The organism is Aliihoeflea sp. 40Bstr573 (genome assembly GCF_024105655.1).
GTDB lineage: Bacteria > Pseudomonadota > Alphaproteobacteria > Rhizobiales > Rhizobiaceae > Aliihoeflea.
Genome location: NZ_JAAAMH010000002.1, coordinates 1 through 22,115, shown reverse-complemented (window position 1 = coordinate 22,115; position 22,115 = coordinate 1). Strand labels below are relative to the sequence as shown.

Genomic DNA, 22,115 nt, shown 5'->3' with positions numbered 1-22,115 from the left:
GAAATTTGCAGAACCCCGGCGACCAGCGCCGGGGTTTTTTCTTTGCGCATACCGTCACGCAAGCGTGATCTGTTCAGGTGCTGCAACGGCTTTCGCTTCTCTCTGTTCGAAAGGATGATCTGCACGGCCATACGGCCACGAGATCATCAGCCCGGAGCGCCATCCATGAGATTGCCTATCCTAGCCATCGCCGTCGGTACGTTGTTCGCCACCACCGCGCTTGCCGATCCGATCGAGGACCGACAGGCCATCATGAAGGAGCGGGGCCAGATCATGCGGACGCTGGGCCCGATCGCTCAAGGACGACAGCCTTTCGACGCCGCGACTGTCCTCGACGCGCTCGAGCAGATGAACGCCAACGCGCAAAAGACCGACATCGCGGCGCTCTTTCCCGAAGGTTCCGGCAGCGGCGACACGGAAGCGGCACCCGCGATCTGGGAGGACATGGCCGGGTTCACCGAGATCTCCGACAAGTTCAAGGCCGATGCGGCGGCAGCCTTGGAGGCAGCGCCACAGGATCTGGAGGCGTTCCGCGCCGTGTTCGCGCCGATGGCATCGAATTGCGGCTCCTGCCATGAGCGGTTCCGCCTCGATTGATGCGCCGCGCGACGAAAATCGGGCTCACGGTCGCGGCGCTCGCAATAGCATGCGCCGCGGCCGGCTGGGCTCTGACTTCGCCCAACCGCCTTTCCGCCGAAGAATTGGCGGCGCTGCCCGAAGGGAATGCCGCCGCCGGCGAGCGCATCTTCTGGGCTGGGGGCTGCGCATCGTGCCACGCCGCGCCGCAGGCGAGCGGCGAAGCGATGCTGCAACTGGCCGGCGGCGTCGAACTGGAAAGCGCGTTCGGCACTTTCGTCGCGCCGAACATATCGTCCGATCCAGACCACGGCATCGGGGGCTGGACCGCGAGCGATTTCGCCAATGCGGTGCGCCGGGGTGTCGCGCCGGATGGCCAGCACTATTATCCGGCGTTTCCCTACACTTCCTACAGCCGCATGAGCGACCGGGACGTCGCCGATCTCTTCGCCTTCATGCAGACCCTTCCGGCCGCGGCTTCCGACGCGCCCGCGCACCGCGTCTCCTTCCCGTTCACCGTTCGGCGTGGCATCGGGCTTTGGAAGCGGCTCTATCTGAATGAGCAGCCGCAGGTCGCGCTTTCCGGCGCGAGCGAGGAAGCGGTGCGGGGGCAGTATCTTGTCGAGGCGCTCGGCCATTGCGGCGAATGCCACACACCGCGCGCGGTGACCGGTGGGCTGGAGACGGATCGCTGGCTGGGCGGGCGGCCGAACATCACACCGGCCGGCGACATCGCCAACTGGAGCGAAACCGACATCGCCTACTATCTGGAAAGCGGCTTCACGCCCGATTTCGATTCGGCAGGCGGGCGCATGGCCGCCGTCGTACGCAACATGGCGCGCCTGCCGGCCGAGGACCGCGAGGCGATCGCGGCCTATCTGAAGGCCGTGCCGCCCGTGGAGAGCCAGGCGGAAAGCGAAGAAGCCGCCGACTGATCCGGCAGCGGCGCGGTGAATTGCTGGACCCGCGCCGCCCGATAGCAAAGAGCTACGCCTTTCCCACAGCCTTCAGCGCGAAGGCATAGACATAGGCGATTTCCTCAAGGCGCGAGAAGCGACCCGAGGCCCCGGCATGGCCCGCATCCATGTTGATCTTGAAGAGGACAGGATGGTCGTCCGTCTTCATTTCGCGCAGCCGCGCGACCCACTTGGCCGGCTCCCAATAGGTGACGCGCGGGTCGGTGAGGCCGGCGAGCGCCAGGATAGGCGGGTAGTCCTGCGCGGAGATGTTGTCGTAGGGCGACCATGAGGCGATGCGGCCGTAGTCGATGGGTGAGGCGAGCGGATTGCCCCATTCGGGCCATTCGGGCGGCGTGAGCGGCAGCGAAGCATCGAGCATGGTGTTGAGGACATCGACGAAGGGGACTTCCGCGACGATCGCGCCGAAATCCTGCGGGGCCATGTTGGCGACCGCGCCCATCAGCATGCCGCCGGCCGAGCCGCCCTGCGCGACGATGCGCTCGTGCGACGTGATGTTCTCGGCGACGAGATGGCGCGCGACGGCGATGAAGTCGCGGAAGGTCTTCGCCTTGTTCTCGCGCCGGCCCTGCTCGTACCATTCAAACCCCTTGTCCTTGCCACCGCGGATATGGGCGATGGCGTAGACGAAGCCGCGGTCGACGAGGGACAGGCAGTTGGTGTTGAACGCGGCGGGAATGGTGATGCCGTAGGAGCCGTAGCCGTAGAGGAGGCAGGGCGCAGAACCATCGAGCGGCGTGTCCTTGTGGTGGAGGATCGAGACGGGAACGAGTTCGCCGTCCTCCGCCTTCGCCATCAGGCGGCGCGTGACGTAGTTCTCCGGATCGTGGCCGGAGGGCACTTCCTGCGTCTTCAACAAGGTGCGCTCGCGCGTTCGCATGTCGTAGTCGAAGAGTTGCGAGGGCGTCGTCATCGACGAATATGAGAAGCGAATGACGCGCGTGTCGTATTCGAGCGAGCCGACGAGGCCGAGCGAATACGCCTCCTCGTCGAAGGCGATCATGTGCTCTTCGCCCGAGGCGCGCTCGCGCACGACGATGCGCGGCAGGCCGTCCTTGCGCTCGAGCCGCACCAGGTAATCCTTGAAGCCCATGATGGCGAGGATGAGCCTGCCCAGCTCGTGCGGGACGAGTTCGGTCCAGTTTTCCGGGCGCGGATCGGCGACCGGCGCGGTCATGATGCGGAAATCCTTGGCGCCGCCCGAATTGGTCAGGATGAAGAAGACGTCGCCGCCTTCCTCCAGCTCATATTCGATGCCGGTCTGGCGGGGGGCGACGATGACCGGCTCGGCGGACGGATCGCCGGCAGGCAGCACACGATACTCGGTCGTCTCGTGATCGTTGATGCCGATGAAGATCCAGTCCTTGGTGCGCGTGCCGCCCACGCTCATGAAGAAGCCGGGATCGGTTTCCTCGTAGATGAGACGGTCGGCCGATTGGGGATCGCCGATGCGATGATGGAAGATTTTCGAGGGACGGTGATTGTCGTCGAGGGCCGTGTAGAAGATGCCCGCGTTCGTCGCGTCCCAGTCGCCTGAGCCGCCCGTGTTGGAAATCAGGTCTGGAAGATCGGTTCCGGACGCGATGTCGCGGATCTTGAGCGTATAGAACTCCGAGCCCTTGTCGTCATAGGACCAGACGAGGCGGGCGTGGTCGCTGGAATGATCGACGCCGCCGAGACGGAAATAGGCCTTGCCTTCGGCTTCCCTGTCGCCGTCCAGAACGATTTCCTCGTCACCGCCTTCGCGCGGCACGCGGAAGAAGCGCGGCTGTTCGCCGCCGAGCACGAAGGACGAGCCGTAGGCAAAGGGTCCGTCTGGCATCGGCACGGAGGAATCGTCCTCCTTGATGCGACCTTTCATCTCGGCAAAGAGCGTCTTGCGCAGCTCTGCCTCGCCAGCAGTAAGCGCCGCCTGGTAGGCATTTTCGGCTTCGAGGTGGGCCCGGATCTCCGGCGAGAGCGTCGCGGGGTCCTTGAAGACCTCCTGCCAGTTCTCCGCTCGCAGCCAATGATAGGGATCGGCAACGGTGACGCCGTGATGGCTGTGCGAATGATCGTGCCGGGGCGCGATGGGAGCGGCGGGAAGGGCCGCGGACTTGACGAAATTCATGAAACCTCAGGCGGTCTTGGAACGCAAAAGGCGGCGCGGGGACATGCCGACGCCGCCTGTTCGATAAGAAACGATCAGTCGTGATCGAAATTGAGCGCCACGCCATTCATGCAGTAGCGCAGTCCGGTGGGCGCCGGGCCGTCCTCGAAGACATGGCCAAGATGGGCGTCGCAATCTGCGCAGCGGATTTCGTTGCGCGTCATCATGAAGGACCGGTCGACATGCTGCGCGACGGCATCGGGCTCTACCGGCGCATAGAAGCTGGGCCAGCCGGAGCCGGAATCATACTTCGTCTCGGAGCGGAAGAGCGGACGGTCGCAGCACACGCAGCGGTAGAGCCCCGGTTCCTTGTTGTCGACGTAAGGTCCGGTGAAGGCCCGCTCGGTGCCGTGCTTGCGCGTCACCTGGAACTGTTCCGGCGTCAACTGCTCACGCCATTCGGCTTCGGTCTTCTCGACTTTGATTGCGGTCTTTTGCATGGGCATGATCCTTCTCGAACTGGCTCCAATGTAGGAGCGCGCCGCTCGAATGTCATCGGGCAGGCTCGACACGAAATCGTTGCGGACAGCGATCTCGCATCGTCACTCCAGTCTTGTGACGCAAGGATTCAGTCTGTAAGGGATCGGCACTCGATTTTCAGTTTAACGCGAACGATTGGGGCGGCGGAGCAGAATGGGGACAGACGGTCTTTCGTTGACGTTCATCGCACTCTTTCTTCCGTTCATTGCCGCCATGGTCGCGCCGTTCCTGACGCAGCGCATGGGCCACAAGGCCGCCTGGGTGCTGGCGCTCGTGCCGGCCTTCCTGTTCGTCCACTTCGCGACCTTCGTCGGCACCGTCGCCTCGGGCGGGATCGTGACCGGCGGCCATGACTGGATACCAAGTCTCGGTGTCGATTTCTCCTGGCTGCTCGACGGGCTGTCGGTGACGTTCGCACTTCTGATCAGCGGCATCGGCACCTTCATCGTTCTGTATTCGGGCGGCTACCTCAAAGGGCACGAGCATCAGGGTCGGTTCTTCTCGTTCATCTTGATGTTCATGGGCGCGATGCAGGGCCTTGTGATCTCGGATTCGTTCCTGATGCTCTTCGTCTTCTGGGAACTGACCTCGATCACCTCCTTCCTTTTGATCGGCTTCGACCATGCGCGCGAAGCCTCGCGGCGCGCGGCCATGCAAGCGCTGATCGTGACCGGCATGGGCGGGCTGGCGCTCCTGGCGGGGCTTCTCGTCATCTGGAGCGCAACGGGCGCGACGAGCCTTTCAGGTCTTCTGGAAACCGATGGCGTGCTGCGCGAAAGCGCGCTCTATGGCCTCGCCTTCCTTTTGATCCTTGGTGGCGCGTTCACCAAGTCTGCGCAGTTCCCGTTCCATTTCTGGCTCCCGAACGCGATGGAAGCGCCGACGCCCGTCTCGGCCTATCTCCATTCGGCGACGATGGTGAAGGCGGGCGTCTACCTCCTGATGCGGCTCAACCCGGTGATGGGAGAGACCGTGCTTTGGGAGACGGTGCTGCCGCTCTTCGGCGGCGCGACGCTGCTCGTCGGCGGCTTCCTGGCCGTGCGCCAGAGCGATCTGAAGCTGATGCTCGCCTATACGACGGTCGCCTCGCTCGGCCTCCTGGTCATGCTGACCGGGTTCGGCTCGGAGCACGCGATCGAGGCGGCGGTGCTCTACCTCATCGCCCATTCGCTCTTCAAGGGTGCGCTCTTCATGGTCGCCGGCATCATCGACCACGAGGCGGGCACGCGCGACGTGACAAGCCTCGGCGGGCTGAGAAAGGCGATGCCGATCACCTTCGGCGCGGCGCTGGTCGCAGCCATCTCGATGGGCGGCCTGCCGCCGCTCTTCGGCTTTCTCGCCAAGGAAGAGATCTACTATGCGCTCGGCTTTTCAAGCATCTGGTCGGCGCTGTTCACGATTGTCGCGATCCTCGGCAATGCGCTGATGTTCGCGATCGGCTTCGCGGTGGCGCTGAAGCCATTCCTGGGCGCCGAGGTCAAAACGCCGAGCCACGCGCATGAGGGCCCGCCGCTGCTTTGGCTCGGCCCGGTAGTGCTCGGGGGCGCAAGCCTTCTGGCCGCGTTCCTTTCGCCGTTGACGCACCGGCTGTTTTCGATGCCGATGGCGCGGGCCGTCGCGGGCGAGCCGTTGGAGATCGACATTTCGCTGATCCCGTCGATCGGCCTGCCGCTCCTCCTGTCGCTCGTGACCGTGGCACTCGGCTATGCGATCTACTGGACGCTGGGCGATGTGCGCCAGCGCGTCGGGGCGGCCCTGAGGGTGATCGGCTGGGGTCCGGACAAGGGGTTCGACCAGGCGGTTCGCGGCATCGTGCGCGGCGCGCACCGGATCACCGGCCTGATCCAGAACGGGCGGATGGAAACCTACATGACGATGACTTTCGCGGTCATCGCGGCGGCGTTCCTCGTCCCGCTCATCTGGGCGGGCGAGATGCCATCCTTCCCCGAACTGCCGGTTCTGACGCTCTACGAGATCGTCGTCATCGCGATCGCGATCATCGGTCTCGGCGCCGTGCTCTATGCGGACGACCGGCTGACGGCGATCGTCTCGCTCGGCATCCAGGGCTTTGCGGTGGCGCTGATCTTCCTGCTCTTCGGCGCGCCCGATCTCGGCTTCACGCAGTTCATGGTCGAGACGCTTTCGGTCGTGATCCTCGCCCTCGTCATCACGCGCCTGAAGCTCGCCAAGTCGGACCACCGGCCAACACGCGAAAAGCTGATCGACGTGACGGTGGCGTCTCTGTGCGGCATCGGGCTGATGCTGGCGCTCTTCAAGGTGACGGCGCTCACCTTCGACCCCGCGCTGAGCGTGTTCTTTACCGAATATTCCCGCTCGATTGCGCATGGCCGCAACATCGTCAACGTCATCCTCGTCGACTACCGCGGCGTCGACACGATGGGCGAGATCGCGGTCGTCATGGCGGCGGGTCTTGCCATCCTCGCGCTGGTGCGGGTGCGTCTCGGCCGCCGCATCATGCATGCCGAGATGCCGGCCAGCAGCAAGGAGACGGCGGCATGAGAACGCTGATCCTGCGCACGATCGCGCCCTATCTGTCGGCGCTGATGATGATCTTCTCCGTCTTCGTGCTCCTGCGCGGGCACAACGATCCGGGCGGCGGCTTCATCGGCGGCCTGCTCGCCGCCTCGGCCTTTGCCATTTACGGCATTGCCAGCGGCGTCGCCTCGGCGCGGCGCGCGATGCGATTCCATCCCATGGCGATCGCCGGATCCGGCCTTGCCATGTCGGTGCTCGCGGGGCTGGCTTCGATCCTCTTCGGCGTGCCGTTCATGACCGGGCTCTGGGCCCCGCCGATTCCCGGCATCGGCTTCGAGGTCTCGTCCGTGCTGTTCTTTGATCTCGGCGTCTATCTTGTGGTGCTCGGCGCGGTCACGTCGATCGCACTGGCACTGGAGGAAAGGGACGAGGAATGATCGAGACCGCACTTTCCGTTCTCGTCGGCATCTTCTTTGCCGTCGCCGTCTATCTGCTTTTGTCCAAGCACACGATCCGCATCATGCTGGGCGTCGTGGTGCTCGGCAACGCGGCGAACCTCTCGATCTTCACCGCTGGGCGGCTGACGCGCGAAGTGCCGCCGGTGATCCCGCCTGATCTTTACGTGCCGGAGATCGCGACAGCCAACCCGCTGCCGCAGGCCCTGGTGCTGACGGCAATCGTGATCTCTTTTTCGCTCTTCGCCTTCCTGCTGGTGCTGGCCTGGCGGGCCTATCAGGATCTCGACACGGACAATACCGAAGAGATGCGGCTCGCCGAGCCGAAGAACGACCCGCTGCCGCCGCTGAGCTACTGAGGACAGATGGAATCCGCTTCGAACCCCTACGGCGTCGACATCTCGCAGGCGATGATCCTGGAGCGCGTGGCGCTGGCCGACTGGCTGCTGGTCTTCCCCGTCGCCCTGCCGCTCCTGACGGCGGCCATCCTCGTCATGATGCGCAGACATCCCAATCTTCACGCGCCGATTTCGCTCGGCGTCATCGGGGTCGTGCTTTTCTCCAATGTCGTTCTTCTGGCGCGCGTCCTCGACGACGGTCCGTTCGCCATGACGATGGGCCGCTGGCTGCCGCCCTTCGGCATCACCTTCGTTGCCGACACGCTGGGCGTCCTGCTGGCCGCGACCGCCGCGCTCGTGGCGCTGGTCTGCGCGCTGTTCGGCTCGACCACGATCAACGCAACAGGCAAGCGCTACGGCTTCTACCCCTTCCTCATGCTGTTGATGACCGGCGTCGGCGGCTCGTTCCTGACCGGCGACATTTTCAATCTCTATGTCTGGTTCGAGGTCTTCCTGATCTCGTCCTTCGGGCTCCTGATCCTCGGCTCGGAACGTGCGCAACTCGACGGCGCGTTCAAATATGCGATCCTGAACCTCGTCGCGACGACGCTGTTCCTGATCGCGACGGGCTTGCTCTACGGCGTCTTCGGCACGCTGAACATGGCCGACATCGCCCTGAAATCCGAAGCGCTGCGCGGCGAGGGGCCGCTGATGATGCTGGCGACGCTCTATCTCGTCGCCTTCGGCATGAAAGCGGCAGCGTTTCCGCTGCATTTCTGGCTGCCCGCCTCTTACCACACGCCCCGGCTGGTGGTCGGCGCCCTGTTCGGCGCACTTTTGACCAAGGTCGGCGTCTACGCGCTGCTGCGCACGCTCTTCGTCCTCCTGCCGCAGGAGGGCGGGGCGCTGTCTGGCGTGATCGCGGTCGTAGCGGTGCTGACGATGGTCTTCGGTGCAATCGGCGCGCTCGCGCAGGCCGACATCCGCCGCATCATGGGCTATGTGGTCATATCCGGTATCGGCATCATGATGGCGGGTCTAGCGCTCGGCAACGAGGTCGGGCTTGCAGGGACGGTGCTCTATGCCGTCCATTCGATGCTGGTGATGGCCGCGCTCTATCTGCTCGTGGCGCTGATGCGGCAGGTCGGCGGCAGCTATTCACTTGCCGACCTTGGCGGTCTTTATCGCTTGCACCCGCTTCTCGCGGCGATCGCGCTTCTGCTCGTGCTGTCAGCGGCCGGTCTGCCGCCCGGCTCAGGGCTCTGGCCGAAGGTGATGCTGGTCAAGTCCGCGCTCGACGGGGGCGCCGGCTGGATTGCCTTCGCGATCCTGCTGAGCGGGCTTTTGACGACGCTCGCGCTCGGCCGCGTCTTTGCGCTCGCCTTCTGGCGTCCGCGCGCCGGCGGTTCAATGGCCGAAACCGTGGCGCTCGACCGAACGGGCATGTTCGCGCTGGGAATTCTCATGATCCCGATCCTTTGGATCGGCCTGTATCCTGAGCCGGTGCTCGCCATGGCCAATGCGGCGGCCGCCTCGCTGCTCGACCCCGTCGGCTATTCGCTGCTCGTCCTGCCTGCCGGAGGTGGTTCATGACCCTGCTCGTCGTCAATGTCCTGCTCGCGCTCGCCTGGGGCGGGGTAACAGGCTCGTTCACGCTGCTGAACCTCCTCTTCGGCTTCATGCTCGGCGCCGCCGCCCTTTATCTGATCCGCAAGGAGATCGGGTCGCTCGGCTATCTTTCGCGCATGCGGCGGATCGTTTCGCTGACGATCCTGTTCCTGGTCGAATTGGTGAAATCGTCCTGGACGGTCGCCAAGACCGTGTTGGCGCCGACGATCGACATCAAGCCGGGCATGTTCGTCTATCCGCTGAAGGTCGATAAGGACGCGGAGATCACCATGCTCGCTAACCTCATTACTCTGACGCCCGGAACGCTGACCGTCGACGTGTCGCAGGACCGGCGCTTCCTCTACATACACGCGCTGGACTGTTCCGATCCCGACCAGTTGCGTCATGACATCGCGACCGGCTTCGAGCGCAAGATCATGGAGGCTTTCCGGTGAGCTTTTCGGAAGAATTCCTGTCGGTTGCCGAATATATTGGTCTGATCCTGCTCAGTTTGTCTTTTCTCCTGACAACCTGGCGCGTGATCGTCGGGCCGACCTTGCCGGACCGGATCGTCGCGCTCGACATGCTGGTGGTGGTTGCGATCGGCTTCATCGCGCTGATTGGCATTCGAACGAGTTTCACGCTCTATGTGGACGTCGCCATTTCCCTCGGGCTCGTGGGCTTCCTGGCAACGGTGGCATTTGCGCGCTTCGTGATGGCGAAGGGCGCTCTCTGGGTGAAGCAGGAGAGCGAGCACGGCGTGCGGGAGGCGATCGATGATTGATGCGCTGATCAATATCGCGGTGGGCCTGATGATTGTCATCGGGGCGGCCTTTTCGCTGGCCGCCGCGATCGGCGTCAACCGGCTTCCTGACGTGTACAGCCGTATGCACGCGGCCTCCAAGGCCGGCACGCTCGGCTCCGGCGTCATTCTCCTGGCGCTTGCGCTTCACGCGGATGACGCTGCGACGGTCATGCGTGCAATCGCCGGCTTCGTGTTCCTGCTGCTGACCGCGCCCGTTGCAGCGCATCTTCTTGCAAAAGCGTCTTATGAGGCCGGATATAAACTTTGGGACAAGTCCGTAAAGGACGAGCTGATCACGAGAATTCGCGAAGAGAAAGAATCCCGGCAGCATCGTTCTGAACAGTGATCGTTTCTGACGAAACAACGAGCCTGCAACTTCTGATTACAACTATGCGTGATTTCGCCACTTCCTTGTCAGTGGTTTGGGCACAAATCATCTCTCAATCCAATTTGCCGCGCAAATAATTCGCCAGATTAATTGACTTACTGTAATATCCGTACCATTTGTTGCTCAAGCACTGTGGATTCGTCGTAGGCGTTGAAACAGAACCGGCGACGCGTAAAAAGACCGGTGCACGAGCGAATTTACAATTATGGGGCCGTACATGGAAATCTCCGAAGAACTCCAACGCAACAGCGACATGCTCATCGAGCTTACAGCGGATGTCGTCGCTGCCTATGTCAGCAACAATCCTGTTCCCGTTGGTGAATTGCCGAACCTGATCGCGGACGTGCACATGGCACTTGGACGCGTCGGTGCGGCGCCCGAGGCTGTACCTGCCGACAAGCAGAAACCTGCAGTCAACCCGAAGAAATCCGTGCATGACGACTATATCGTCTGCCTGGAGGACGGGAAGAAATTCAAGTCGCTGAAGCGTCACCTCATGACCCATTACGGCCTGACGCCCGAGCAGTATCGCGAGAAGTGGGGCCTGGACGCCAGCTATCCGATGGTCGCGCCGAACTACGCCGCCGCACGCTCGCAGCTTGCCAAGAAGATGGGCCTGGGCCGCAAGCGCAAGGCGCGCTAGGCGCCTCAAGCAAATCCGACGATCCTTTGCCGGCGCCTTCGTGGCGCCGGTTTCGTTTTGGGGGCCTTGCGACCATCGATCTCGTCGAGCGCCTGCTTCAGTGCAATGTGGCGATTGAGATCGTAACTCCAGTGCCGGTTGCTCCCGCGGATGCGCTCGCGCTCGATCAACCGCCGGAGACGCCTGACGAGAAAGGCGCGCGCCGATGCGTCTTTCATCTCCAGCATCTCGATTTCGATCCCGCAATTGCACAGGAGCGCAACGCGCTGTGCCGCCTTGCGCTGGAGCATGTCCCGCTCGGCGACAAAGGCCAAGGCTTCGCTTTTCAAATCCAATTCGATCACTCCTCGTCTTGAGAAGCCGATCCTGTGCGCGGGTTTGACGGGCGGGGATAAGTTTTCTGCGTGCAATGAGCCACGACCGCCAAATCGGAAGCCGATTCAATCATTTGGTGGAAATCGAAACTTTCGATGTTCGATATTTGTTCTCACCCCGTTCGATCTGGGATAGAAAGCATTTATTCCTATATCGGAGGGTGAACGTGGCGGAGCCGAAGCGAAAGTCTGATCCGGAAATTCCAGCGGCGAGTGGGCCTCCTTCGGCCTATCCGGCGCCCAAGAAGACCGACGAGCGCATGATGAGCGAATGCGAGGCGGTGATCGACATCATCTCCGCCTTCTTCAATGTCTCGGGAAAGGAAATCCGCAATCCGACCCGTTCGCCGGCCCCGGTGGCGCGGGTGCGCCAGATCGGCATGTATGCGGCGCATACCGTCCTGCAGATCCCGATGAAGGATGTCGGCTGCGGCTTCGCGCGCGACCGCACGACGGTGCAGCACGCTGTCAATCTCGTCGAGGACTGGCGCGAAGACCGCGAGTTCGATGGCATCGTCGACCAGGTGGAGCGACTGGTGCGGGTGCTGGTGCGGCGCGAACCGATATGAGGACGGCCAGTATGGAAGAAAGGCACATGATGCGGCTGGTCAGTTTTCTCGTCAAAGGCAGCGCCCGGTGCGACCCGGTGGGGCGCGGCGACAAGATGATGGTCGACGGCGGGGATCGAGGCGTGATCCAGGTGCCGGTCGAGGCGCTAGGCGCGGCGTCTGCGAGAGGCATGGTCGCGCGCAATGGAGACCGCGTGTCGGTGACGCCGGAGGGCATGGCCTGGCTGGCGCGCGCGGCGTCTTCGGCCGGCGACCGGTTCCAGGCCCAGCATCAGGATCGTGCCGTGAGGGCGATCGAAATCGCCGGCGGGCGCGAATTTGCGACGGTCAACCTGCGCGAGAGCCCGCTGGCAGGACTTGCACAGCTTAAGGACCGGGACGGACGGCCTTTCCTTTCGGCCGGGGAGGTCGAGGCGGGGGAGAGGCTGCGGGCCGACTACGGGTTCGGCCAGATCGCGCCGCGTCTCGGCGCCAACTGGGAGGCATCGGTCTCGGGCGGCAGGCGCGGTGGCGGCAATGCCAAGGCGGATTTGACAGACGACGCTCTTGCTGCGCGCCAACGTGTCGACCGCGCCATCGACGCCGTGGGACCGGAACTCGCCGGCATCCTGATCGACGTCTGCTGCTTTCTGAAGGGTCTCGAGCAGGCGGAGATGGAGCGCGGATGGCCGCGCCGCTCGGCCAAGCTGATGCTGAAGACCGCGCTGGGCGCGCTCGCCCGTCACTACCATCCACAGCGGCGTGAGGGGCGGCGGAGCGTTCTTCACTGGGGAACGGCCGACTATCGGCCGCGCATATGAGAAAATCAGCTGGCCGGCGTCGCTTCGCTGACACTCGCCGCTTCCATGCGGATGCGCTTGATCATCGAGCGCAGGCCGTTGGCGCGCTGCGGCGTGAGATGTTCGTCGAGACCGAGCCGCTTGAGCACAGCGTCTGCGTCCACGGAGAGCATTTCGGAGGCGCGACGGCCTGAATAGAGCGCGAGGACGATGGCAACGAGGCCCTTGACGATGTGCGAGTCCGAATCGCCTTCGAAGGAGATCTTCGGATCGCTCCCATCCGATACGGTGGAGTTGAGCCAGACCTGGCTGACGCAGCCCTGCACCTTGTGCGCGGCGTCGCGCGCCTCTTCCGGATAGGCCGGCAGTCCCGCGCCGAGCTCGATGATGTAGCGGTAGCGGTCCTCCCACTCGTCGAGGAACGCGAAGTCTTCGTAAATCTGGTCGATACTGGTGCTCATGCCGTCGATATAGGGGTCGACAGGCCGGCCGTCACCTCAAAAGGTGGCCGCGGGCGTCGCCGGCACGCTGCCGGTCGTCATGCCGGCATCGAAAGCGGGCTCCATCTCGCTCGGTTGGGCAAGCATGCTTTCCGGTTCGGCCTCGCCGAATTGGCCATCCAGCGCCTCATAGGCAAGGCGCGCGCCCTCGCGGGCCCGAACACCCATCGAACCGACCAGCGCCCCGCCGACCTCGCAAACCTCGGGCTTGCGCTCGCAGATCCCGGTGACGTCGCTGATCGCCTCGCGGGCGGCGAAGAAGGCGTCCATCGCGCCCACTTGCGGCTCGCCGGTCTCGCTCGAAGGTGCGAGCGGGATGAAGAGGAGGGCAATCGACAGCCAGAAGGCACTCTTGAACAGAAATCCGATCATCATCTTTCCCCGTCGCCGACATCCCCGTGCCGGCTTCGACCAGATCAAAGCATGAGGACGAAAAAGGCTGCTTGAAGACGCAAGGGCAATTTTCGGCAAGTTTGATTCAAGTTTTATCGATCGACTGTGGGCAATGGCCGACGGCGTGGCGCGTGGTCGAGAAAAGCCAAGTCGTTCAATGGGTTGGACCAGGAAGGGGCAAACTCAAACATTGCTGTAATCCCGACTTACGAACGCTTTACCAAACTGGCAATCGGTTTGCGGATGTTGCGCCGCGAGCGTCTTTGCGCCGACCAATAGCGGCGCTTTATCCTTTCCTTAAACGCTGGATGCGAGGGTGATCGCAATGATGTTGACCCGCGAAAAGCGGGCTGTGTGCGAGTGCGTTGAGTGAAATCTAGCCGAACCCGATCCTGCGAATGGATGGGCCAAGTCCTTGGCTCTTGCGAGCGGCTGGTTCACGCGCGGCTGACTGGCCGCGCCGCACGCGAGCGGCAGGCACGGTTGATCGCATTGCTGCTGGGCGCTCCCTTCTTCCTGACCGCGCTCGCCGCGCCGCTGGCGCTGGGCGCGTGGGGCGCGAATGCCGCGATGAGCGTGGCGGCGGTGCTTTTTGCCTCGTCCTGGATGCTGGCGGTGACCGCCGCGTCGGGCCGGTATTTCGGATTTGTCGCGGGCGCAGGACTGACTCTGGCGCTTTTCGTCGGCGCGCTTGGCCTGTGGACGGGGGCGCCTGCGCCTGTCGTTCTCCTTATGGCGCTCGCCATGATTGGCGAAGCGGGCTGGGTTTCAGGCGCGCGCTCTTCGGCAGCGAAGGCGGCGATGCTCGGCATTCCATTGGCCATGGCCGCTTTCTTCGCGGACGCGACGGTGGGCGCGACGGCCACCATCACGGGCGCGGCCGCCGCGCTCTTCTACCTGGTGCTGGCCCTGCCGCGGCTTGTCGGCATGATGGCCGACGATGCGACAGACGAGCCAGCCGAACCGAGGCTCGAAGACCGGATCGACGCAGTGCTCTTGACGCTGACGCGCGAAGGGGAGGCGGTTTCGGTCTCCGACCAGGCGCGGCGCATCCTGCACCTTGAGCCGGACCTTTTGACCGGGGCGGGCTTTTTCGAGCGCGTGCGCGTAAGCGACCGTGTGAAGCTCCTGCACGCGCTTTCCTCGGACGCGGCCGAGCCGCAGCATCTTCACCTGACAGTGCGCGTGCCCGGCAAGCTGGCCGGCGACGTCGCGCATCTGGACGTTGGACTCGAACTCGTGCGCGGGACGGACGGATGGACCGCGATCCTGCGTGACGCGACGGAGATCGGCGACCTGCGCGCCGCGCTCGACGATGCGGCGGACCAGGCGGCGGCGCTCGAAATCGCCAAGAGCCGCTTCCTTGCTGCCGTCAGCCACGAATTGCGCACGCCGCTGAACGCGATTATCGGCTTTTCCGACCTGCTTTTGCACGAGGCGGTCTCGGGACCTTTGCCGGTCAAGCAGGCCGAGCATGTCGGACTGATCCGCGAGGCGGGCAACCATCTTCTGGCGGTGGTCAATTCAATCCTCGACATCTCGAAGATCGAGGCAGGCGCCTATTCGATCCATCCCGAACCGTTCGAACTGAAAAGCGCGCTTGAACTGACGGTTTCGCTGCTGGAAGGCCAGGCCTGCGACAAGGGCGTGGCGCTGGCGATCGCCAATCGCGACGCGGTCGGCGAGCTCGATGCGGACCAGCGCGCCGTCCACCAGATACTGCTCAACCTCGTCTCCAACGCGATCAAGTTCACGCCTCAGGGCGGACGCGTGACGCTGTCGACAATGCAGCAAGGCGATCGGATCGCGATCGTGGTCGCCGATACGGGTATTGGTATCGCGGCCGACGATCTGGCCGGTCTCGGCCGCCCGTTCGCGCAGGTTCAGAACGACTATACGCGCAAGTTCGAGGGAACTGGACTCGGCCTTTCGCTGGTCAAGGGTCTGGTGGCGCTCCACGATGGCGACCTCGCCATCGAAAGCGCACCGGGCGCCGGCACGACCGTCACCGTCAGCTTTCCCACACAGCACGCGGCGAACCCCGTGACGAAACTTACGACCCCCAACACAAATGGACAAAGGCCGCATGGCACGTTCCGCAAAATCGCGTAAGCGCAAGCAAAGCCCGGGGCTCCTGGTCGCCGGCTTGTCGGCGACGGGGCGCGCGATTGCCGAACGTCCGGTAGGCGTCGGCGGGGTGACGGCGTTCGCCATCACCTTCGCTTTCGTGGCCGCGAACGCGATCTGGTATCAGCCGCACCAGCACAAGAGCGCGTTCTTCCAGACGCGGCACCTGCCACCCCGCGAGCCGGCCGAGCCCGTCGACGTGACGCGGTTGGAACTCGCGCCCGAACTCGATCTGCCAGAAGAGGTGGCGCAGCCGACGCCAATGGCGCGGCCGCAGGAAATGCCGCAACCCGCGGCAGGCACGACACCGGCGACGCCGATGGGCTCCACGCCCGACGCACGACAGGCGGTGGTGGCCGAGGTGCAGCGGGTGCTGGCGGAACTGGACCTCTATACGGGCGCGATCGACGGGCTGACGGGCCCGCAGACCGACCAGGCGGTGCAGATATATCGCCAGAAGCTCGGCCTGGCGGCCGATGGCGGTATCGACGGCGAATTGCTGCGCCACCTCGGGGCCAGAACCGAGGTCGACGGCGAGGCTCAGGCCATCGAACAGGCGGCTCGCGCAGCGGCCGACCAGATGCAGACGGCATCCGCGCCCTCCGGCAGCGACCAGCGCGTGCTGCGCATCCAGGCCGGCTTGCGCGCCTTCGGCAATCAGGGCATCGACCTCGACGGCCGCGTGGGGCCCCGCACGGTGGCGGCGATCAAGGAATTCCAGAGCCTCTTCGGCCTCGCCGAGACGGGTGAGCCCGACGATGCGACTTATGCCAAGATGAAGGAAATCGGGCTCACGGACTGACGGAACCACGATGCGCGTTACTTCCGACCTTTGGGTTTCGGCCATGCTGCGCAGGGTGTTTGCGTCCGGCGGCTATGGCGCAGTCGTCAGGCGCGGTGCAAGCGAGGCAGGCGCTATCTTCGTCATCGTGCGCTCTCGCTTCGGCGAGGCGACGCTCTACGCGCCGCGCGCGCAGTCCGACTATGGGCAGGCGCGACCGGACGACAGGATGTTCTCGCCGGTTCTGGAGGCCGTCGACGACGCGGCAGTGGAGGCGCGGCTCGAGAAGGAACGGCGCTTCGACTCCGATTTGTGGGTCGTCGAGATCGAGGCGGACCAGAAGCTGGTGAGCGAACTTCTCTGACGCCCCACGACCATCGGCGTCACGAAAGCCTGCCTATGGCAGTGCTGACCCGAGCCGGGCCGCAGTAGCCGGATCTGCGGCCTCAGCTAGATAATCCTCGACAAAGGTGCGGATGGTCGCTGCGGTTCCGAACCGGTGCGGCTGGGCGGCGCATGCGATGAGATATGCTTCTTCGGCCGTCAGGCCGAGCCGCTTCAGGACGGCTTTGAACGCAGCCATCGTAGGGTCGGCGAGGAGCCCGGCGGCGGCGTGTTCGTCGATTGCACACAGGCTGGAGATCGTGGCGCGCAGGATGGCGGGATTGCCGGACAGGGCGGCCGCACGCAACTTCAGATAGGGCGTCGGTGCTTCCGGCCAGCGCGCAGAACGCGCCGCTGCGGCCGGCATCATCATGGCACGCAGCTTTTCGAGCGTGGCAGGGAGCATCGAACTCGGGGTTGCCGCGGCCTCGGGCGCGGAACGCGCCTTCAATGATGCGACGAGGTTTGCGATGCGCGGATCAAGGTCTGGCCGGCGTTCGATGGCTAGCGCATGGCCGAGCCCGTGCCGGCCGATGAGGGCAAGAAGATCGATGTCGCGCAGCGCGGTCGAGCGTACCAGGAGCGGCGCGCAGATGTCGACGGGTTCGTCGCAAAGGCGGCGCACCAGCGAGGGCGGCGGATTAAGGCATTCGGAGAGCGCCGCGGCGACGAACCGAAGGGTTTCGCGCGAGGCGTGGGAGAGGAGCGGCGTCGCCAGATCCTCGATCTGGGCGACTTCCTGACGCGAGGGGCGCAGGATGGAACAGAAGGCCGAGACGGCCGCGCGCAACAGGCGGTCGGACTTGGTGCTTTCGCTGCTGGCGGCAAACTGCCGAAACTCGACGCTGGACACTGGTTACGCCTGATCTTGCGGGCATTCGAACACGCGGATGGAACGCGGTACACGGAACGTGCCACCCACCGTTCAACTTAGCGCAAATGCGTTATGCACTTATTAACCGTGGCCGCGGCATATCGGATTCGGAGGCGTTGCGTAGTGCTCCACAACCGTGACTGCGAGCAACGACCATGGCGACTATTGTCAAGCTTCGGGCGAAGTCTCGAGCACCTTCCAGGCCCGCACCAGCAGGTGGCGGGAAGATCATCATATTTCCGGGTGTACGATACGAGAGGCTGCCCGATCCGCCGGCGCAAAAGCCGCGGTCGCGGCCGCGCCGCAGCAAGGCCTGACTATCTGAGACTGCAGTCCAGGCCCGCGAGATAGCGCGAGACGGTCGGCTCGAAAGTCGGATCCGGTACGAAGGCGCGCACGACGACGATTCCTTCCTGGACCTCGGTTTCCACGAAGACGGCGGTGCCGAGATCTTCCGCCTGGCTGTTGCGCAGTTCGGTTAGCTGAGCGGATGTGGCGACGAGGAAATCGAGCCTGCCCTCGTTCGACGTGCGGTCGTTGATCGAAAAGATATTCTGTCCCGACTGATCGTAAATCGACATCGACCAGTAGGGCACTTCGCCGTCTGCCTGGAGGTGGACGATGCCTTCCGAAAGATCGATGCGGCAGGCCGCCGCTTCGAACAGGGGATCGGGCAGATGAAGCATGTTGCCGCCGGATGCGGGATCGATGCGGACGACCTCGTAGAACGCAGCGCGCCGTTCGAGCCGCGCCCAGACGTCCGCCGCGGTCACATACGGAATGAGCAGGAGCACCAGCGCGTGGACGATGCCGGCGCCGACAAGGCCGACCAGAATGGCGCGCAGCAGGCTACCCATTGCAGCGCTCCCGAACGATGCGGGGCAGGGTGATCCCGGCAAGGTCGGCAGAGCTGACGGTCGGCGTATCGTAGACGGCCAGAACAAGACGGTAGGGGCCGGTGGCGTCGATCTGTAGCCAGTTGCCCGGCGCGGGATGGCGCGACAGCGCGATCGAGAACGAGCCGGAAGAGGCGCGCAAAAGCGCAAGAGACTGCACGGCACGGGGCGGGTTGGCCGCGCCGGGCTGAACGGCATGCAGGGTCCAGAACCGCGAGGCCGGCACGCTGCCGGTGACCACATAGTCGCACGCGCCGCGCAGCGGCTGGCCCGTCGCATCGCGCGAAGCGATGAACTGCGCGCCTTCGGCGATGCCCAGCGACAGCTCACCCTCGCGCGCGAAGCGGGCCTTGGCATAGGGGTCGGCCTGTGGCGTTCCCTCGGTCGGGTTGACGCTCCACTCGCCGATCGTCATCGCTCCGAAATCGGGGACTTCCTCTATCATCAGCCAGACGCTGCCCGCGCCGCCGCCAAGGGCGATGACGAGCGTGAGCGCGGTGAGGAGGATGGATTTCAGCATGGCAGGCGGCGGTCGCAAGGTCCGGTGAATCGGGCGGCAGTGGAAATTGCCTGCCGGCACTTACACCAGACGGCGTGAGAAATCATGCGGCTGTCAAAGTGCCGAGAGGGTTTCGGGCTGATCGGGCAGGCGCACGACGGGCGCCTGGCGGAAGGCGTCGGCCATGTCGGTCAAAAGCTTGGTCGTGCGGCTCGAAAGGAGAGCGGGACGCTCTTCCTCGGCCGCCGCGTCCGGCGCCTGCGTGTCGGCGGCCTTAGCCTCGGCGACGAGTTTTTTCTCGATGAACGGATTCTCGATGCCGGGAATCGGCTTCAGCTCGATGTTCTGGTGCGCATAGGTCATCAGGCGCTGCCAGGTCATGGCCGGCAGCGAGCCGCCGGTCATGTTGTGGGTGGGCGAGAAATCGTCGTTCCCCATCCACACGGCGGCGGTGTAGTTGCCGGTGAAGCCGACATACCAGGCGTCGCGATAGGCCTGCGTCGTGCCGGTCTTGCCGGCCGAGCGGATGCCTTCGAGCGCGGCGCGCCGGGCGGTGCCCCATTCGGGGATCTGGACGAGGATGGAGTTGAGCGATGCGACCGCCTGCGGCGACAGGGCCGGGACGGGGGGCGGCGCGTCGCGCGTGAAATCGTAGACCACGTCGCCGGCATGGGTGAGCATTTGCGAGATGCCGTGGCGGGTGCCGGCAACGCCTCCGGCGGCGAGCGTGTTGTAGGCGGTGGCCTGGTCCATGACCGTGAGGCTGGACGTGCCGAGAACCATCGTCTTGTGGGTGCTGACTTCCGATTCGACGCCCATCGCATAGGCGATGTCGCGGATCGGCGTGGTCGTCAGGTGGTCGTGCGCGAGGCGGACCGGGACCGTGTTGATCGAGCGCACCAGCGCCTCGGTCAGCGTCATGCGGCCGGAGAACTTGCGCGCATAGTTCTGCGGCGACCAGCCGCCCCAGTTGATCGGCGCATCGGAGATGACCGAATCCGGCGTGAAGCCCGCTTCCATCGCGGCCGCGTAGACATAGGTCTTGAAGGATGAGCCAGTCTGGCGCAGGGCGCGCGTCGCGCGGTTGAACTGGCTGCGGCCGTAGTCGCGCCCGCCGACCATGGCGCGCACCGCGCCGTTGCTCTCGATCAGCACGATCGCGCCTTCGGTGACCTTGTATTCAGCACCGTGCTGGCGAAGGTGGAATTCCAGCGATTCCTCGGCCGCGCGCTGCATGTCGAGATCGATCGTGGTGCGCGCGACGAGCGCGAGAGGGCCGTTCTTCGGCGCGTGTTTCTTGACCTCCTCGAAGGCCCAGTCGAGGAAGTAGTCGGGGCTGTCCTTGCTGGTCCTGTCTATGGCCGTCGCCGGGCGCAACCGCGCGGACAGGACCTCGCCCTCGGACATCATGTGGCTGTCGACGAGGTTGTTCAGGACGACGTTGGCGCGGCCGCGCGCGGCGGGCAGGTTGATGTGCGGGGCGTAGTTGCCCGGCGCCTTGAAGAGGCCGGCGAGCATCGCGGCCTCGGCCAGCGTTACCTCCTTGATGCCCTTGTCGAAGTAGAAGTCCGCCGCCGCCGTGATGCCAAACGTGCCGCCGCCCATATAGGCGCGGTCGAGATAGAGCTGCAGGATTTCCTTCTTGGTCAGATTGGCTTCGAGCCAGAGCGCCAGGAAGGCTTCCTTGATCTTGCGCTCCATGGAGCGCTCGTTGGTGAGAAACAGGTTCTTGGCGAGCTGCTGGGTGAGCGTCGAGCCGCCCTGGACGACCGAATTGGCGCGCACGTTCTGCGACATGGCGCGGGCAAGGCCGATGACGTCGATGCCGAAATGCTCGAAGAAGCGCCGGTCCTCGGTGGCGAGCACGGCCTTGATGACGTGATCGGGCATTTCGTCGACGGGGACGGAATCGCGCTGGATGATGCCGCGCTGGCCGATTTCATTGCCGTAGCGATCAAGGAAGGTGACGGCGAATTCGCCCTGGCTGCGCCAGTCGCGCGCGGTTTCCTCGAAGGCGGGCATGGCGAGCGCCAGCATCACGATGGAGCCGGCGGTGCCCAGCGTGAAGGCTTCGCTCGACATCTCGACGAGACCGCGGCGCCAGCCGGTGACCTTGAAACGGCGGAAGAAGATGGTGACGTTTTCCCACCGCTCGCGCGCGCGAAAGCCGGCTTCGTAGAGCGAGGAATCGATCCACGCATCGAGCGCGAGGAGACGACCAGGCCGCGGCGCCTGCCTCTTGCGAGCCGAAAACGGATTCTTCATTAGCCCACTGCGCCCAATGCCCGATCGCCCCCGCTCGACCTGCAACCAGGAAGCGAAGGCGGTACAACCCTTCAGGCGACGAGTGTCCTCCAAATGCGGGTCGGCCACAAGGGACAGGTCCGACTTTGGCGCGCTATCGTGAATGGAAAAAACGCGACGTCGCTATCGGGCAACAGTGGCCGCTGGGGCATGGGGATCGGGAAAATAGGAAAACAATCCAATTAATTGCCGTGCCCGACGCGATATGCCACCGCCGCATTGCCCTAAAGGTATCCGATGCCGAACGCGCGGAAGACTTGCTTCGCATGGCCGGCGACAAGCGTTTGACCTATCGGATGGTTCGGAAGCCCGTTACGCCTAAGCAGAAAGCGCGAAAGCTTCTGTCAAGACTAAAACACAAGGTGTGAATTACGGGCATGAGCCACGCGTTACCTTGCGTTACACCTCATGGTTGCCGTCCAATCGAAAACGGCGGTGCCTGATTCTCTTCCCAGAGCGCCACCGCCGCTATCGCAACCGAAACCACGGGGCGGCACGGCTTGAAGTGCGATCACCAGACTAGGCTTTGGGTGATTCAGTCAAGCACCCTGGGGCTTCACTTACAGGAAGCAGGACATGGCACTTTTTGCAATTGGACACTTCGAACTACCGGCATTTAGTAGACCGTAGGGCCGCGATTTGAGTTCTGCACGGCCTGACATGTGGCTGCGGCTTCGGCATCGGTCATCTGGGTTGGTGCGGGGCACCGATTTTCGGCGT

Annotated in this window: 25 protein-coding genes; 16 read left to right on the top strand and 9 right to left on the bottom strand. The window is 64.2% G+C overall.

Annotation, left to right across the window (positions count from 1 at the left end):
• Window positions 1-165: 165 nt before the first annotated feature.
• Together GTK01_RS03285 and GTK01_RS03280 are read left to right on the top strand one after the other, a co-directional pair.
• The gene (locus GTK01_RS03285) at window positions 166-597 is read left to right on the top strand and encodes a cytochrome c (protein WP_252924432.1); all 432 of its coding nucleotides are present in this window, start codon (window positions 166-168) and stop codon (window positions 595-597) included.
• Window positions 597-1,511: a cytochrome c gene (locus GTK01_RS03280; protein WP_252924431.1), complete on the top strand. Its 915-nt coding sequence runs from the start codon at window positions 597-599 to the stop codon at window positions 1,509-1,511. Before GTK01_RS03285 ends, GTK01_RS03280 begins: the two co-directional genes overlap by 1 nt.
• Window positions 1,512-1,563: 52 nt before the next feature.
• Here the strand turns inward: GTK01_RS03280 and GTK01_RS03275 are convergent, their stop codons facing one another.
• Together GTK01_RS03275 and msrB are read right to left on the bottom strand one after the other, a co-directional pair.
• Window positions 1,564-3,663, bottom strand: a complete 2,100-nt coding sequence (locus GTK01_RS03275; RefSeq protein WP_252924430.1) for a S9 family peptidase — start codon at window positions 3,661-3,663, stop codon at window positions 1,564-1,566.
• A gap of 74 nt (window positions 3,664-3,737) precedes the next feature.
• On the bottom strand, window positions 3,738-4,142 hold the full coding sequence (msrB, locus tag GTK01_RS03270; protein WP_252924429.1) for a peptide-methionine (R)-S-oxide reductase MsrB: 405 nt from the start codon (window positions 4,140-4,142) through the stop codon (window positions 3,738-3,740).
• 193 nt (window positions 4,143-4,335) lie between these two features.
• Here msrB and GTK01_RS03265 point away from each other — a divergent pair, with 193 nt between their 5' ends.
• The 8 genes from GTK01_RS03265 to GTK01_RS03230 all read left to right on the top strand — a co-directional run bounded on the left by GTK01_RS03265 (window position 4,336) and on the right by GTK01_RS03230 (window position 10,915).
• Entirely contained in the window at window positions 4,336-6,702 is a 2,367-nt protein-coding gene (locus GTK01_RS03265) for a putative monovalent cation/H+ antiporter subunit A (RefSeq protein ID WP_252924428.1), read from the top strand.
• The gene (locus GTK01_RS03260) at window positions 6,699-7,115 is read left to right on the top strand and encodes a Na+/H+ antiporter subunit B (RefSeq protein ID WP_252924427.1); all 417 of its coding nucleotides are present in this window, start codon (window positions 6,699-6,701) and stop codon (window positions 7,113-7,115) included. Before GTK01_RS03265 ends, GTK01_RS03260 begins: the two co-directional genes overlap by 4 nt.
• On the top strand, window positions 7,112-7,492 hold the full coding sequence (locus GTK01_RS03255; protein ID WP_252924426.1) for a Na+/H+ antiporter subunit C: 381 nt from the start codon (window positions 7,112-7,114) through the stop codon (window positions 7,490-7,492). Before GTK01_RS03260 ends, GTK01_RS03255 begins: the two co-directional genes overlap by 4 nt.
• Window positions 7,493-7,498: 6 nt before the next feature.
• On the top strand, window positions 7,499-9,064 hold the full coding sequence (locus GTK01_RS03250) for a Na+/H+ antiporter subunit D (protein ID WP_252924425.1): 1,566 nt from the start codon (window positions 7,499-7,501) through the stop codon (window positions 9,062-9,064).
• On the top strand, window positions 9,061-9,534 hold the full coding sequence (locus GTK01_RS03245; RefSeq protein WP_252924424.1) for a Na+/H+ antiporter subunit E: 474 nt from the start codon (window positions 9,061-9,063) through the stop codon (window positions 9,532-9,534). The genes GTK01_RS03250 and GTK01_RS03245 overlap by 4 nt, the downstream gene beginning before the upstream one ends.
• A complete protein-coding gene (locus GTK01_RS03240) occupies window positions 9,531-9,863 on the top strand; it encodes a cation:proton antiporter (protein WP_252924423.1) in 333 nt (110 codons plus the stop codon). The genes GTK01_RS03245 and GTK01_RS03240 overlap by 4 nt, the downstream gene beginning before the upstream one ends.
• Window positions 9,856-10,230, top strand: a complete 375-nt coding sequence (gene mnhG / locus GTK01_RS03235) for a monovalent cation/H(+) antiporter subunit G (RefSeq protein ID WP_252924422.1) — start codon at window positions 9,856-9,858, stop codon at window positions 10,228-10,230. The genes GTK01_RS03240 and mnhG overlap by 8 nt, the downstream gene beginning before the upstream one ends.
• 259 nt (window positions 10,231-10,489) lie before the next feature.
• Window positions 10,490-10,915 carry a MucR family transcriptional regulator gene (locus tag GTK01_RS03230; protein WP_252924421.1) on the top strand — a complete coding sequence of 142 codons (426 nt, stop codon included), beginning with the start codon at window positions 10,490-10,492 and terminating at the stop codon, window positions 10,913-10,915.
• Window positions 10,916-10,920: 5 nt separating this feature from the next.
• On the opposite strand, the gene GTK01_RS03225 is transcribed toward GTK01_RS03230, so the two are convergent.
• The gene (locus GTK01_RS03225) at window positions 10,921-11,259 is read right to left on the bottom strand and encodes a cytoplasmic protein (protein ID WP_252924784.1); all 339 of its coding nucleotides are present in this window, start codon (window positions 11,257-11,259) and stop codon (window positions 10,921-10,923) included.
• A gap of 197 nt (window positions 11,260-11,456) precedes the next feature.
• Here GTK01_RS03225 and GTK01_RS03220 point away from each other — a divergent pair, with 197 nt between their 5' ends.
• Both GTK01_RS03220 and GTK01_RS03215 read left to right on the top strand, forming a co-directional pair.
• Complete coding sequence (locus tag GTK01_RS03220; protein WP_252924420.1) at window positions 11,457-11,858, top strand: helix-turn-helix domain-containing protein; 402 nt, start codon at window positions 11,457-11,459, stop codon at window positions 11,856-11,858.
• 11 nt (window positions 11,859-11,869) lie between these two features.
• On the top strand, window positions 11,870-12,658 hold the full coding sequence (locus tag GTK01_RS03215) for a DUF6456 domain-containing protein (protein ID WP_252924419.1): 789 nt from the start codon (window positions 11,870-11,872) through the stop codon (window positions 12,656-12,658).
• 5 nt (window positions 12,659-12,663) lie between these two features.
• Here the strand turns inward: GTK01_RS03215 and GTK01_RS03210 are convergent, their stop codons facing one another.
• Window positions 12,664-13,098: a SufE family protein gene (locus tag GTK01_RS03210; protein ID WP_252924418.1), complete on the bottom strand. Its 435-nt coding sequence runs from the start codon at window positions 13,096-13,098 to the stop codon at window positions 12,664-12,666.
• Window positions 13,099-13,134: 36 nt separating this feature from the next.
• Window positions 13,135-13,509 carry a DUF5330 domain-containing protein gene (locus GTK01_RS03205; protein WP_252924417.1) on the bottom strand — a complete coding sequence of 125 codons (375 nt, stop codon included), beginning with the start codon at window positions 13,507-13,509 and terminating at the stop codon, window positions 13,135-13,137.
• A 423-nt stretch (window positions 13,510-13,932) separates the two neighbouring features.
• Here GTK01_RS03205 and GTK01_RS03200 point away from each other — a divergent pair, with 423 nt between their 5' ends.
• Genes GTK01_RS03200 through GTK01_RS03190 form a run of 3 tightly spaced genes read left to right on the top strand, consistent with a single transcriptional unit; the run spans window position 13,933 to window position 16,802 of the window.
• On the top strand, window positions 13,933-15,642 hold the full coding sequence (locus tag GTK01_RS03200; protein WP_252924416.1) for a HAMP domain-containing sensor histidine kinase: 1,710 nt from the start codon (window positions 13,933-13,935) through the stop codon (window positions 15,640-15,642).
• The gene (locus GTK01_RS03195; protein ID WP_252924415.1) at window positions 15,617-16,459 is read left to right on the top strand and encodes a peptidoglycan-binding protein; all 843 of its coding nucleotides are present in this window, start codon (window positions 15,617-15,619) and stop codon (window positions 16,457-16,459) included. Before GTK01_RS03200 ends, GTK01_RS03195 begins: the two co-directional genes overlap by 26 nt.
• Before the next feature lie 10 nt (window positions 16,460-16,469).
• Entirely contained in the window at window positions 16,470-16,802 is a 333-nt protein-coding gene (locus GTK01_RS03190) for a DUF1491 family protein (protein WP_252924414.1), read from the top strand.
• 33 nt (window positions 16,803-16,835) lie between these two features.
• On the opposite strand, the gene GTK01_RS03185 is transcribed toward GTK01_RS03190, so the two are convergent.
• The 4 genes from GTK01_RS03185 to GTK01_RS03170 form a co-directional block, all read right to left on the bottom strand.
• Complete coding sequence (locus GTK01_RS03185; RefSeq protein ID WP_252924413.1) at window positions 16,836-17,675, bottom strand: hypothetical protein; 840 nt, start codon at window positions 17,673-17,675, stop codon at window positions 16,836-16,838.
• A gap of 338 nt (window positions 17,676-18,013) precedes the next feature.
• Window positions 18,014-18,553, bottom strand: coding sequence for a DUF1254 domain-containing protein (locus tag GTK01_RS03180; RefSeq protein WP_252924412.1), 540 nt, complete (start codon window positions 18,551-18,553; stop codon window positions 18,014-18,016).
• On the bottom strand, window positions 18,546-19,112 hold the full coding sequence (locus GTK01_RS03175) for a DUF1214 domain-containing protein (RefSeq protein WP_252924411.1): 567 nt from the start codon (window positions 19,110-19,112) through the stop codon (window positions 18,546-18,548). The genes GTK01_RS03180 and GTK01_RS03175 overlap by 8 nt, the downstream gene beginning before the upstream one ends.
• 93 nt (window positions 19,113-19,205) lie before the next feature.
• On the bottom strand, window positions 19,206-21,356 hold the full coding sequence (locus GTK01_RS03170; protein WP_252924410.1) for a transglycosylase domain-containing protein: 2,151 nt from the start codon (window positions 21,354-21,356) through the stop codon (window positions 19,206-19,208).
• Window positions 21,357-21,481: 125 nt separating this feature from the next.
• Here GTK01_RS03170 and GTK01_RS03165 point away from each other — a divergent pair, with 125 nt between their 5' ends.
• Complete coding sequence (locus GTK01_RS03165; protein WP_252924409.1) at window positions 21,482-21,763, top strand: hypothetical protein; 282 nt, start codon at window positions 21,482-21,484, stop codon at window positions 21,761-21,763.
• The last annotated feature ends 352 nt before the right edge of the window (window positions 21,764-22,115 follow it).

Excerpts from the sequence above, each read along its gene's own strand:
- GTK01_RS03210 (WP_252924418.1), bottom strand. The coding sequence starts at position 13,098 with ATGAGCACCAGTATCGACCAGATTTACGAAGACTTCGCGTTCCTCGAC.
- GTK01_RS03285 (WP_252924432.1), top strand. The coding sequence starts at position 166 with ATGAGATTGCCTATCCTAGCCATCGCCGTCGGTACGTTGTTCGCCACC.
- GTK01_RS03250 (WP_252924425.1), top strand. The coding sequence starts at position 7,499 with ATGGAATCCGCTTCGAACCCCTACGGCGTCGACATCTCGCAGGCGATG.
- GTK01_RS03175 (WP_252924411.1), bottom strand. The coding sequence starts at position 19,112 with ATGCTGAAATCCATCCTCCTCACCGCGCTCACGCTCGTCATCGCCCTT.
- mnhG (WP_252924422.1), top strand. The coding sequence starts at position 9,856 with ATGATTGATGCGCTGATCAATATCGCGGTGGGCCTGATGATTGTCATC.
- GTK01_RS03260 (WP_252924427.1), top strand. The coding sequence starts at position 6,699 with ATGAGAACGCTGATCCTGCGCACGATCGCGCCCTATCTGTCGGCGCTG.
- GTK01_RS03280 (WP_252924431.1), top strand. The coding sequence starts at position 597 with ATGCGCCGCGCGACGAAAATCGGGCTCACGGTCGCGGCGCTCGCAATA.
- GTK01_RS03230 (WP_252924421.1), top strand. The coding sequence starts at position 10,490 with ATGGAAATCTCCGAAGAACTCCAACGCAACAGCGACATGCTCATCGAG.
- GTK01_RS03205 (WP_252924417.1), bottom strand. The coding sequence starts at position 13,509 with ATGATCGGATTTCTGTTCAAGAGTGCCTTCTGGCTGTCGATTGCCCTC.
- GTK01_RS03265 (WP_252924428.1), top strand. The coding sequence starts at position 4,336 with ATGGGGACAGACGGTCTTTCGTTGACGTTCATCGCACTCTTTCTTCCG.
- GTK01_RS03180 (WP_252924412.1), bottom strand. The coding sequence starts at position 18,553 with ATGGGTAGCCTGCTGCGCGCCATTCTGGTCGGCCTTGTCGGCGCCGGC.
- GTK01_RS03195 (WP_252924415.1), top strand. The coding sequence starts at position 15,617 with ATGGCACGTTCCGCAAAATCGCGTAAGCGCAAGCAAAGCCCGGGGCTC.
- GTK01_RS03275 (WP_252924430.1), bottom strand. The coding sequence starts at position 3,663 with ATGAATTTCGTCAAGTCCGCGGCCCTTCCCGCCGCTCCCATCGCGCCC.
- msrB (WP_252924429.1), bottom strand. The coding sequence starts at position 4,142 with ATGCAAAAGACCGCAATCAAAGTCGAGAAGACCGAAGCCGAATGGCGT.
- GTK01_RS03245 (WP_252924424.1), top strand. The coding sequence starts at position 9,061 with ATGACCCTGCTCGTCGTCAATGTCCTGCTCGCGCTCGCCTGGGGCGGG.
- GTK01_RS03200 (WP_252924416.1), top strand. The coding sequence starts at position 13,933 with ATGGGCCAAGTCCTTGGCTCTTGCGAGCGGCTGGTTCACGCGCGGCTG.
- GTK01_RS03170 (WP_252924410.1), bottom strand. The coding sequence starts at position 21,356 with ATGAAGAATCCGTTTTCGGCTCGCAAGAGGCAGGCGCCGCGGCCTGGT.
- GTK01_RS03190 (WP_252924414.1), top strand. The coding sequence starts at position 16,470 with ATGCGCGTTACTTCCGACCTTTGGGTTTCGGCCATGCTGCGCAGGGTG.
- GTK01_RS03255 (WP_252924426.1), top strand. The coding sequence starts at position 7,112 with ATGATCGAGACCGCACTTTCCGTTCTCGTCGGCATCTTCTTTGCCGTC.
- GTK01_RS03215 (WP_252924419.1), top strand. The coding sequence starts at position 11,870 with ATGGAAGAAAGGCACATGATGCGGCTGGTCAGTTTTCTCGTCAAAGGC.